This window comes from Candidatus Paceibacter sp. (assembly GCA_013360865.1).
Lineage (GTDB): Bacteria > Patescibacteriota > Minisyncoccia > UBA9983 > UBA9983 > SURF-57.
Genome location: JABWAS010000009.1, coordinates 26,459 through 38,667 on the forward strand (window position 1 = coordinate 26,459; position 12,209 = coordinate 38,667).

Annotated in this window: 10 protein-coding genes; 6 read left to right on the top strand and 4 right to left on the bottom strand. The window is 41.4% G+C overall.

Annotated elements, in window-relative coordinates:
* The first annotated feature begins 8 nt into the window (after nucleotides 1–8).
* The 6 genes from HUT38_02795 (at nucleotide 9) to HUT38_02820 (ending at nucleotide 4,775) form a co-directional block, all read left to right on the top strand.
* Nucleotides 9–896, top strand: coding sequence for a nucleotidyltransferase (locus HUT38_02795; protein ID NUQ57386.1), 888 nt, complete (start codon nucleotides 9–11; stop codon nucleotides 894–896).
* Entirely contained in the window at nucleotides 893–1,390 is a 498-nt protein-coding gene (locus HUT38_02800; GenBank protein NUQ57387.1) for a hypothetical protein, read from the top strand. The genes HUT38_02795 and HUT38_02800 overlap by 4 nt, the downstream gene beginning before the upstream one ends.
* Nucleotides 1,391–1,454: 64 nt before the next feature.
* A complete protein-coding gene (locus HUT38_02805) occupies nucleotides 1,455–2,417 on the top strand; it encodes a hypothetical protein (protein ID NUQ57388.1) in 963 nt (320 codons plus the stop codon).
* A complete protein-coding gene (locus tag HUT38_02810; protein NUQ57389.1) occupies nucleotides 2,399–3,586 on the top strand; it encodes a restriction endonuclease subunit S in 1,188 nt (395 codons plus the stop codon). Before HUT38_02805 ends, HUT38_02810 begins: the two co-directional genes overlap by 19 nt.
* A gap of 16 nt (nucleotides 3,587–3,602) precedes the next feature.
* The gene (locus HUT38_02815; GenBank protein NUQ57390.1) at nucleotides 3,603–4,223 is read left to right on the top strand and encodes an NYN domain-containing protein; all 621 of its coding nucleotides are present in this window, start codon (nucleotides 3,603–3,605) and stop codon (nucleotides 4,221–4,223) included.
* A 168-nt stretch (nucleotides 4,224–4,391) separates the two neighbouring features.
* Entirely contained in the window at nucleotides 4,392–4,775 is a 384-nt protein-coding gene (locus HUT38_02820) for a metallopeptidase family protein (protein ID NUQ57391.1), read from the top strand.
* 12 nt (nucleotides 4,776–4,787) lie between these two features.
* Here the strand turns inward: HUT38_02820 and HUT38_02825 are convergent, their stop codons facing one another.
* From HUT38_02825 to HUT38_02840, 4 genes are all read right to left on the bottom strand, one after another.
* The gene (locus HUT38_02825) at nucleotides 4,788–6,020 is read right to left on the bottom strand and encodes a PD-(D/E)XK nuclease family protein (protein NUQ57392.1); all 1,233 of its coding nucleotides are present in this window, start codon (nucleotides 6,018–6,020) and stop codon (nucleotides 4,788–4,790) included.
* Between the two features lie 945 nt (nucleotides 6,021–6,965).
* Nucleotides 6,966–8,261 (bottom strand): peptidoglycan DD-metalloendopeptidase family protein, encoded by a 1,296-nt coding sequence (locus HUT38_02830; GenBank protein NUQ57393.1) that lies wholly within the window; start codon nucleotides 8,259–8,261, stop codon nucleotides 6,966–6,968.
* A complete protein-coding gene (gltX, locus tag HUT38_02835; protein ID NUQ57394.1) occupies nucleotides 8,242–9,552 on the bottom strand; it encodes a glutamate--tRNA ligase in 1,311 nt (436 codons plus the stop codon). The genes HUT38_02830 and gltX overlap by 20 nt, the downstream gene beginning before the upstream one ends.
* A 93-nt stretch (nucleotides 9,553–9,645) precedes the next feature.
* Nucleotides 9,646–12,209, bottom strand: a 2,564-nt coding sequence (locus HUT38_02840; protein ID NUQ57395.1) for a pyruvate, phosphate dikinase, incomplete at its 5' end; no start/stop codon positions are given.

Genomic DNA, 12,209 nt, shown 5'->3' on the forward strand with positions numbered 1-12,209 from the left:
TAAGGCCTATGATAAGTGAAGAACAGGTTAACAGGTGGGCTAATCCGCCAAGTGACACAGAGAGTGAGAAATGCACTAGGTCTATACGACAAATTACGGATGCACTTCGTAATCATTTTGGTGACAAGATTTCTTTTGTCCGGCAAGGATCCCATCACAACCGCACAAATATCCGGCTTGATAGTGATATTGATATTGCCGTGGTGCACAAGGATTCTTACTACCCTGATGTAAGTAGACTTAGCGAGACAGACAAGCAACTTTATAATCGATATCGTGCTAAAGCCAAATACACTTACTTTCAATTTAAAATGGAGGTGTATGATGTGTTGAAGAGCGAGTTCGGCATACTTAACGTTGAACGAAAGAATAAGTGTATCCGTCTAAAAGGCAACTCGTCGCGCGTTAATGCTGACATCGTGCCGGCATTCGAGCATCACCGTTTTAGTTCGTATGGCGTTATTTCGGCGAGCGGAATCGGTCTCTGTACGGATAAAAATGATCTAATTTATAGCTTTCCGAAGCAACACTACGAGAATGGCGTAACAAAAAACGATAGGACTGCCCGGGCATACAAGTCTGTGGTGCGAGTATTCAAAAACATCAGAAATGATTTAAAGGAAAAAAATTTGCTCCGGGGCGGCGATATGCCTTCATTCTTTATTGAATGTCTTGTCTGGAACGTACCAAACAATTATTTTTCTGGAAAGACATATCGAGAAGACGCATTGGCGGTAGCCGACAAGATTTGGGAGGACATGCATGATGCAAAAATTGCTGATGAATACGCTGAAGTATGCAATCTTCACTGGTTATTCAAAGGCAGCCCATACCGCACCCACGAGCGAGCGAAAGATTTTGCGCTTCAAGTCTGGTCCCACATAAAGGAAACATGAAAAATACAAACGACAATTATAAAAAAGATGTGCTGATAGCCGCTCTTGAAGAGCGGTACGAGGCGATGCGCATAATTCGCGAACGAGTGCAAAATATTGGCGTATGGGCTCTTGGGTTCATGGTTGCTGTAGCCGGATGGATCTCACAGAGCGACTCTTTTATTGCGTTAGAGTGGAAGTTTTTCTACCTCATAGCGCTTGGGGTAGCATTCTGGGCTCTTCGTTTTAGGTATTTGAGCGATTTAAAAAAAGGATTCTCTATTCAACAGCGAGTTGTCGTTCGTCTTGAGAAGGCATTAGGTCTTTATACGCCGAAAACATTTGACGATCTAGAAGACCCGATTTATCCGAAGAAGTGGGAGCAAGCCGGAAACGCTGAAGGTGATGGCAAATTCTTTTCTAGTACATATCTACTTTTATATATTGGCTTTGCGATATTAGCATTTGCAATGTTTCTTCAATCAGAGCATAACTCTTTTATTTGTTTGTTCTGATAAAATATTTATTTTTCAATAAAATTTTTTTTAATGAAATGGAAACTAATTACCCAACAAAAAAATGAACAAAGTACAAAAATTAAGATTAAAATTCAGAAAAAGCATAATGCCGGGTTGGTTTTTTGGATTATTTATTGCAATAGTTTTCGCATGGATTCTTTATTTAGATTACAAAGCAGATGGATTAACGAGGAGTATCTTTCCTTTTTTAAATGACTACAAGGCAGATTGGAATATGTGGTCAGCGATTGGCACAATCTTATCTGCAATGGTTGCTTTGGTTATTGCTGTTTTTGGTTATTTAGAATCTTTAAAAAGAGATACCAAGTCTAAACGAAAAGAAGCAATTGAAAAAATTATTATACCCCTAAGGAAAGATTTACATAATTTTATTGGTTATAAATGGCATACTTGCCATCTTCTTGGCAGGTCTTACAAATTAGAAAATTTAAGATTGGATTTTCCACTCCATTATTTTTGGCTGGACAATAAAATTAAAGAAAAGTTAGAATATTTTGATTTGCAGTGGGATCGTTTTGAATACCTGAGCCATCAAGAAAAAAATAATTTTACAAAACTTATAGCTGATATTACTAAAAATTTTTTGGAAAATCAGAAAATATCCATTAGGTGCTTTCCGTTAGGAGAAGGGCATATTGAAGAGGCTATTAATAACATTCATTGGTCTTGTACAATAGGTGGTAAAAGTGGAGCCGCTGTGACTCTGCATAGTTTAGTGTTATTAAACCAATCCTTGACTGATTATTTAAACAAAAGAAAAGAAGAAAAAGATATTCCAAATAACCGAATTGATAATGTTCATTTCAGTATGCACAGCTCAAGTGTATCAGTGAAACTTATGCCACAGCCAACTGTTGAGCAATCTAACGCGCTACTGAGTGAAATCAGGATAGCAATTGATAAAAACACGGGCGTAAAACAATATCAAAAAGAATGGCAAGAATTACACAAAAATGGTTTGGAATTATTGGAGTTCATTGATTCATGGCTTTCAAAACAATAAAAAAATTAGGAGATAAAAGCATACTATCTATAACAAGCGGAGGAACTCCTTCGCGAAGGAATTTAGAGTATTATAAAGGGAATATTTTATGGTTAAAATCTGGGGAGTTGAACGACAGCCAGCATATTAACAACTCTGAAGAAAAAATATCTGAAAAAGCATTAAAAAATTCTAGCGCAAAAATTTTTCCTAAAAATACCGTTTTATTTGCCATGTATGGCGCAACGGCTGGAAAGCTAGGCATTTTAGATGTACCGGCGGCAACCAATCAGGCTGTTGCGGGTATGGTTTGTAATGAAAAGGTTTTACATTATAAATATCTATTTTATTCTTTGTTGAATATCAGAGAAAAAATAGTAGATAAAGCATGGGGTGGAGCTCAGCCAAATCTTAGTCAAACAATAATAAAAAATTTTGAAATCCCTCTTCCTCCTCTTTCAATCCAGAAGAAAATTGTTGAGAGGATTGAAAGGTTGATGGGGAAGATTGATGAGGCGAAGAAATTGCGGAAAGAGGCGATGGCGGACGCCGCGGCCTTGATTCCTTCGGCTTTGCATAAAATTTTTGAAGAGGGGAAAAAGAAGGGGTGGGAAGAGAAAAGTTTAGGCGAGATTTGTGATATTGCTCGCGGTGGTTCGCCTCGTCCGATTAAAAATTATCTGACCGAAGCAGAAGACGGGATTAACTGGATTAAAATAGCTGATGCGACAAATTCAACAAAATATATATATAAAACAAAAGAAAAAATAAATAAAGAAGGTATGAAAAAAACACGAATAGTAAAGCCGGGCGACCTTATCCTCACAAACTCTATGAGTTTTGGACGACCGTATATTATGAAGACCACTGGCGCCATACATGACGGCTGGTTATTGTTGCGTCCAAGGAAAAACATTTTAGAGGAGTATATGTATTATTTTCTAAGTTCAGATGAAATTTATAATCAATTTAGTTTTTTAGCTGGTGGCGCAGTTGTGCAAAATTTAAACAGCGAATTGGTAAAAGGTGTGAAAATATTGATACCTCCGTTCTCTGATCAGCAAAAAATAGTCAAATATCTTGATTCGCTATTCGAAAAAATCGGCAAGGTTAGAGCTATGCAGGAGCAGACAAACAAAGAGCTAAAAGAGCTTGAAAAATCGGTTTTGAGAGGGGTGTTTGTGCTATAATTAAAGTAATATTTTTATGGAAAGAAAAATTGAAACAAGGAGATTTGCGTTTATAGATGTTCAAAATACGGCAAGCACTACGCGAAAATTGCTTGGTTTTGTTGTTGATTGGCATAAGCTCTGCGCTTATCTTAAAGAAAAATGGATGTGTGAAAAGGTGTTCTTTTATTCCGGCATAGATGAAGGCGACGAAGAAACAGCCAGGGAATTTGAACTTCTGTCTAAAAACGGTTGCGTGGTAAAGGCAAAAACAATATTTTCTTATAAAAAACCTGATAAAACCATATCAATAAAATGTGTTAATTGCGGCGCGGAAAATGTTGAGATAGTGGATATGGGCTATAACAAAAAATCAAACTGTGATGTTGATCTGACGGTGGACGCACTGGAACACGCCGGACCAAACATAGAGTTTCTAATTTTTACAGGCGATGGAGATTTTGATTATTTAATACAGAAAATTATTGAAAAGGGAACAAAAGTATATATTGTTTCCTCTAATGCCGGCGTCAGGAAGCCCGGAGTAAATACAAAAAGATTATCAACCAAATTAAAAAATTTAATCAAAGAAAACAAAAACAACGTTCATTTTATAAATATTGACAGCTGGAAAATGAAAATAAAAAAGGACATTTAAATATATAAAAATACAAACCGCCACGAAGCGTGACGGTTTGCGAATGACAATTATTATAATACTCCCAAAGGTTAAAAAGTCAACAAGTTGTTGTCCACAAACACCAAAATTAATCTCCGAACAGCAAAAAATCGTCAAATATCTTGATTCGCTTGGTAAACAAATTTTATGCTCAAAAAAGATTTTGCAAAGTTGGTGAAAGAAGGGATTAAGGCTATTCCGGAGAAGTTTTTGCGCCTGGTTAATAACGCGGCGATTGTGGTGGAGAATTGGCCTTCGGCCGAGCAGAAAAAGAAACTTCGTTTGCGTAAAAACATGACGCTTCTGGGCTTGTATGAGGGCGTGCCGAGAACGAAACGCGATTCCGGCTACAATGGCATTTTGCCGGACAAAATCACCATTTTCATGGGGCCGATTCTGGAGACGGCAAAAGACGAAAACGACGTCAAAAAAATCGTCCGCGATACCGTCTGGCACGAAATCGCCCATCATTTCGGCCTTAGCGAAAGTGAAGTGAAAGAAGCGGAGAAAAGGAAGAAGAAAAAGAATTAAAAATTTTTGAGATTATTCTTCTTTTTTTTCCTCTTCGTCTTCATCAAGGGCGACTTTCTTTTTCATATTCAACCTTATTTCTTTCTTTTTCGGCGTTATGGAGAGAATTTTTTCTTTCAAATCTTCCGACAGGCGGGGGAGGAGTTTGTCCAGTTTTTTCTCGTCCGGTTCCAGAATGTCTTTCCACCGGCCGTATTTCTCCAGAATTTCTTTTAACTTTTCCAAATCGTAAACGTTTTTTTCTTTCACCGTCCTAGTCAGATAGCCTTCGTCGCCGAAAACTCTTTCCACTTTCTGCTCATCCATAAAGCCGAAAATAAAGGTCTTGAGATCGTCCAGGCGGTCGTTGTTGCGGCTGTTTTGCTCTTTGAGCGTAAAATATTCCCTAATTATTTCTTTTATTTCTTCTTGGGATTTGGCGCTTATAATTTGAGATTTCTTATAGAGATGCCTCCACATCGGGCACATCTGCTTGTACTCGCACCAATCGCATAACGGGGAAGGCGAGGGCGGGAAGTTGTTGTTGTCTTTTACTCTCTCGTTTATTTCTTTAATCGCCCCCAGGATGACATTTTTTGTTTCTTCCAATTGTTCCTTCGTCCTTTTGGTGGAAATTTTTTCGCCGTGCTTTAAGTAATACAAGCTCAATTTTATTTTTTCCGGATCCAGGTGCGGCCATTTGCTGACAAGACCCAGCAGGTAAGCGGAGAGCTGGAGATTGCCGTCCACTTCTTTTTGCGGCGGCAGTTTGCGGCCGGTTTTGTAGTCTATTATCTCAAAAACGCCGTCGTCACTTTTGTCTATCCGGTCTATGATGCCGGACAGGGTGTGCTTTTCGCCCGTTTTTTCCTCTTCAACCTCCAATTCAAACCGCGATTCCATGTCAATAACGTTGAAGTTCCAGGGCGGGTTGTTTTTGTAGAATTTTTGCAGAATGGCTATGCCGTCTTTGTAAAACATTTCCTCCACCGATTCGTCTATTTTTTCTTCCTGCTCGGCCGCTTCGTCGACGTCCGCCAGCTGGCGGATTTTTTTCTTATTCCAAATTTCGCGGAAATGGTCCAGCACCTGATCCAGGGTGGGGTATAACGGGTTCTTCTCAAACATAAACTTGAGCGTTGAGTGTATAGCCGAGCCGAAAAGGGCGTTTATGCCTTTGGCCGCCCTGATTTTGTCTATATTTTGATACTTATACTTCAGCGAACAGTTTTTAAGGGTCTCTATGCTGGAATAGGATACGCGCATACGTAAATGATAACAATTGATGGTCGCATTGCAAACTTTTGGTTTTTTTTGGTATTATTTTAAGCGAAAAGTACTTACTTTATATCTGGCACATTTAAAAAGGAGCTATATTGTGAGGTGCTATGTTTTTTATTTGAAAGGGAACAGAAAGAGAGGTATAAGGAGAATTGTTTGTTCTGATTATAAAGCAGGTCGCCAGAGCGTCGTGTTTTGCGCGACGCCGGAAATGAAAAGAAAGAGAAAAAGGCGTTTTAAAACAATATAAAAAATTTACTACTACGAAAGGACGGTGGTAGGTATAGGTAATGCAATCAATAATAAATAATACTTGAGTTTTTGTTTGTTTTTTGTTTATAATTTATTTTTAATTTTATAAATGGAGAAAAAACGAAATGATAATAACCGCAAGCAAAAACAAAGGTCACGGAAAGAACAAAACGCATCCCCAAAAACTCATTGAATTGAGAGATATAATCTCTCAAAGAAAAACCAGGCTTGCTCTCACAAAAACAAATACGAATTAACAAACCCAATAAATACCAAAAGAAAGGAGGTGGTGAAATATGTTGACGCCACTATTGGCGTCAAAAAACATCTTTTTGCCAATCGTTAATGTCTAGGGACTTCCCAGTAGTTATAGGGAAGTCCCGTTTTATTTTAACACACCACGTCGCACAATATACCTTTTGCGACACATAGTGTCGTAAAAGGTGCCGCGATTGTGTGTACATTGCAAATGTCGCACAATCGCTTCTTCCGACACTTGTGCCTAAAACAACCCCTTTATAAATCCAAAAGCCGATTTTAGAAGGCCCCATAGGTAGGCCAGATTCTCTTTAAAGATATCGCTCTCAAAAACGTATTTAATTTTTATGTTAAAGGCGCTTAATATGACCAAAGCGATTATTATTATAAGAAATAATTTAAAGAAGCCTCTCATATTATTTATAAATAATTTAATGGATTAAGATAAGCGTCCTTCTTGGTTTTAACCGGCAGTATCATATTAGTGCCGCAGACCTTGCTCTTGTAAGACTGCACCGCTATACCCTCCGTGGCAAATACTCCGAAATGCAGGTGTGGTCCTGTCGCATAGCCGGTGTCTCCACTATATCCCACAAGCTGACCAACATCAACTTGCTGGCCTTTGGACACCTTTATAAGCGACAAATGCGCGTATAAGGTGGACAAATTATTGTCGTGCCTAATGAGTACCCATTTGCCGTAAGAGACGCCGTAGCAAGCCTCGTCGGTGTTGCCGACTCCCTCAACCACGCCGCTCCTGGCGGCTTTTAACGGCGTGCCGATGGCGGCGGCGAAGTCAACCCCGTTATGCCCGCCTCCGTTATAAAGGCTGGCGTTGGCCAGAGCGAATTCGGTGTTGCCGAAGTACTGCGTTATCCTGATCTTGTCCAGTGGCCACTTGAGCACGCCGCTGCCGGCTGGCGGTAAGGCGTTCTTATCAATAGCCAGTTTAATCTGGTCTTCCAGCTCCCTTATTTCTTCCTCAAAAGCCTTTTGCTTGGCCAGACGGTCGGCCAGAAGCTTTTTGTAATTAGTTTCCTTGTTCTTGGTTTCTTTAAGAACCTTGTCCGTGTTGCTTTGGTTTATCTCCACCAGTTTTTTCTGGTCCTGGTACTGCCCTTTCAGCCTTTCCATGTTTTTCTTTTGGCTTTCTTCTTCTTTTTTTTGCGATTCCAGGCCTTGCTTCAGATTTTTGAGCCGTTCCAAGCTGTCGTTTATTTCTCTTTTAAAATCGTTCAGCCGTTGGAGGTTGCCGAAAAAGTCGGAAAAATTGTCTTCCGCGAGCGTTATTTCCATAATAGTGGCCGACTCGCTCTCGTTCATCGTTCTTATAAACTCCCCCAGCGATTCTTTTTTGCCCGCGATGTCTTCTTCTTTGGAATTTATTTCAAATCCCAGTTTTTCTATGTTCAGCTCCGCCGCTTTGATTTGCTTCTGCGTCAGGCTGATGTCGGCGACCAGTTTCTTCTTAGCTTTTTCCAGGCTGTTTATTTTTTCTTTAAGACTGGCGGCCTCTTTGGCGTTGCTTTGCAAATCTTTCTGTATTTGTTCTATTTCTTTCTGGATTTTTTCTATTTCGGAACTGTTGTCTTTAATCTTTTGGCGCAATTCGTCCACGAGGGCGGCCTCGGCGGTAAAATTATAAAAAGAAAAAGAGGCCGAAACAAAAACGGCGAGGAAAACGGCGAGGATTTTGTTAAATTTTTTCGGCGGCATTTTTGAGCCTGTCCAGAGTTTCTTTTTTGCCCAATATGGAAGCGACGGCAAACGGGTCGGGCGATTTTTCCAGGCCCGTCAAAGCGACCCTGAAAGGCCAGAGCACGCTCCCCCTTCCCTCTTGCTCCGCGAAATTCCAGACGGCCTCCTTTATTTTATCCGCTTCAAAATTATTTTCATCCACAGCGCTCAATGATTTGACAACTTCTTCTAAATGTTTTTTAGTATTAGCTAGATCCGGCTCTTTGCGCCACAACAAAAGGTCTTTTTCATAAACCGGCTTATTAAAAAAGTACCCAATCCCCCCTTTTATGTCGGACAATTTTTCAATCCGGTCTTTTTCCAAGTTCACTATTTTCAGCCACATAGCTTTATTTTTTTCCGCTTCTTTTTTCCATTCGTCCGGCAGATATTCAAACAATTTTTGAGCCAGTTTTTCCGGTTCAATTTTCTTAATATATTCTTTGTTATACCAGTTGAGCCGCTCGATATTGAAGACACCGGCTCCCTTCTGAATTCTTTCCAGGGAAAATTCCTTGACCAGCTCCGGCAAAGAAAAAATTTCCCGCTCGTCGCCCGGGTTCCAGCCTATAAAGGCCAGAAAATTTACTATCGCCTCAGGCAAATATCCGTCTTCGCGGTATTCGTTTACGGAGGCGGCCCCGTGCCTTTTGGAAAGCTTGGAGCGGTCGGTGCCCAGTATCAAAGGCAAATGCGCGTATTGAGGAATATTAAAACCGAGCGCCTCCTGCAAAAGAATATGGCGCGGCGTGTTGGAGATGTGATCCTCCCCTCTTATGATGTGAGTTACGCCCATCTCAAAATCATCAACCACCACGGTAAAGTGGAAAAGCGGCGTTTCCAAATCCTTGGCGATAACAAAATCGCCAACGTCGTCCGTCTGCGTGGCAATCTCGCCTCTTATAATATCGTTAAAAACTACTTTTTTGTTCGGATTTTTAAATCTTACCGCGTTGCCGTCCAAATATGCCTTGCCTACGTCTAAAAGTTTTTGCAGGTATTTTTTATAAACCTCTGTCCTTTCGCTCTGCCTGTAAAATTCGTCCCAATTCAAACCGAGCCATTTTAAACCGTTTACAATGTCTTCCTCGTACTTTTTTTCCGAACGAGCTTTGTCCGTATCTTCAATTCTTAAAATAAATTTGCCGCCGTGTTTTCTGGCGTATAAATAATTGAAAAGCGCCGTCCGAGCCGTGCCGACATGGAAGAGCCCCGTAGGCGATGGGGCGACGCGAGTGACGATTTTGGGGTTGGCTGCCATAAACATCATTCTATATTATTTTAATGAAAAATAAAAAGGACGGTCCTTTAAATTAAGTATCTAAGGACCATCCTTGAAAAAATTAAACAAGATAAGAAAAGTTTAGACAGTTGCTTGTGATGCAGGCTGCTGCAACGCCGCCTGCGCCGCCGCAAGTCGAGCAATAGGCACCCGGAATGGAGAACAGCTCACATAATCCATTCCCACCTTATGACAAAATGAAATAGTTTGCGGATTTCCGCCATGCTCCCCGCAAATGCCAGTTTTAAGATTGGGCCGTGTTACCTGCCCACGGACAATGCCAATCTTGATTAATTCTCCAGCACCTTCCTCGTCTAAAACCTGGAAGGGATCTTTCTCGAGAATGCCTTTTTCAATGTAATCAGGTACAAAAGAACCCGCATCATCGCGGCTAAAACCAAAAGTCATCTGGGTAAGATCATTCGTGCCAAAGGAAAAGAATTCGGCGTGTTTCGCAATCTTGTCAGCAATCAGGGCCGCCCTCGGTAATTCAATCATTGTGCCAAACATGAAATCAATCTCTATGCCTTTTTCCTGGATGACCATTTTTGCAATATTGCAAAGGTCATTTTTCAGAAGCTCAAATTCCCGCTCGGTACTAATTATTGGCAACATGATTTCCGGGTACACCTTAACGCCTTCTTTCTTCACATTGCAGGCGGCCTCAATGATGGCCTGTACCTGCATATCGTAGATTTCCGGATATGTGACACCAAGACGGCAACCACGATGCCCTAACATCGGATTCAATTCGTGTAGAGCGGCAACCTTGTCCTGTACCTCTTTCAGGCTTATCTTCATTTTTTTGGCAATATCTTTCTGGCTTGAATCTTCATGCGGCAAAAATTCGTGAAGAGGCGGGTCAAGGAGTCGTATCGTTACCGGAAGACCGTCCATAGCTTTGAATATTTGTTCAAAGTCATCCCTTTGCATTGGCAGTAATTTATCCAGAGCGGAAGTATAAAGCATTAATGGTTTCTCCAACGCTTTCTTCGCTTTTGCAAGTTCTTTTTGTAAATCTTTGGCGTTGCCATTTTTTTTGCTTTCTTTTCCTAACTCCTTTTCCATGGCCGCAATTTTCGCCCTTAAGATTTTGACATCTCGGGAAAAAAGAATCATTTGGCGGACATCATCAATCCTGTCTTCACCAAAGAACATATGCTCCGTCCTGCAAAGTCCTATTCCCTCCGCGCCAAATTCTCGCGCCTTTTTCGCGTCGGTCGGAGTGTCAGCATTGGTGCGGACCTTAAGTTTACGGACTTCATCTGCCCACTCCATGAGCGTGGCAAAGTCTCCGCTAAGCTGGGGTTCTACGGTGGCGACCTGACCCAGCATCACCTCCCCAGTGCTGCCGTCCAAAGAAATATAGTCTCCCTTTTTTACCGTCTTACCATCTACTTTGAAAGTTTGACTTTTGTAATCCACATTGAGCGAACCGCAGCCAGCCACGCAACATTTGCCCATTCCTCTTGCCACCACAGCGGCATGGGAAGTCATACCCCCGCGCGTCGTCAAAATACCCTCCGCGACATGCATTCCGCCGATGTCTTCTGGTGAAGTTTCTTTTCTCACCAGAATAACCTTATCTTTCTTTTTATGCACCCATTCTTCCGCGTCTTCAGCGCTGAAGACGACTCTCCCAACGGCGGCGCCCGGTGAAGCAGGCAATCCTGTAGCAATAACCAGCCTATCAGCTTTCAGGTCAAAGGTCGGATGCAATAGTTGATCAAGTTGATTTGGATCAATGCGGGAGATAGCCGTCTTTTTATCAATCAATCCTTCCCTAACCATATCCACGGCTATTTTTACTGCTGCTTGAATAGTGCGTTTGCCATTTCTTGTCTGCAGCAGGAACAACTTATTTTCCTGAATCGTAAATTCAATGTCCTGCACGTCCTTAAAGTGATTTTCCAGGATATTCTTATACTTGATAAGTTGGTTATAAACATCCGGCATCAATTTGCTTAGACGGCAAATCGGTTCAGGAGTACGGATACCCGCGACAACGTCTTCACCGGCGGCATTGGGCAAAAATTCGCCATAGAATTCATTTTTTCCTGTTGACGGGTTTCTGGTGAAGCACACGCCTGTGGCGGAAGTATCCCCCATATTCCCGAAAACCATAGCTTGAATGTTTACCGCTGTCCCAAGGAGCCCTTTTATGTCATAAAGCTGACGGTATTTAACCGCCCGGGGATTGTTCCATGAGGCAAAAACCGCGTCTATAACCATCCGAAGCTGTACCATTGGGTCATTGGGAAAGTCTTCCTTGGTGTGTTTTTTATAGACGACCTTGGATTCTGCTACAACTTTTCTCAGATGTTCAGCCGTCAATTCCGTGTCACTTTTCACCCGCGCCTTCTTTTTGTATTTATCAAGGATCTTTTCAAAATAGTGGCGTTCCACACCCATCACGACATCACCAAACATGGTGATAAAACGCCGATAAGCGTCCCACACGAAGCGTTCGTTGCCCGTCTTTTTTATCAATCCGGCAACGGTATCTTCGGTTAACCCTAGAAACAAAACCGTGTCCATCATTCCGGGCATTGACGCCGCGGCGCCGCTCCGGCCGGAAACCAATAAAGGATTGTTTGGGTCGTCCAATTTTGTCCCAGTGATTTCTTCCAGACGGGAAAGATTCT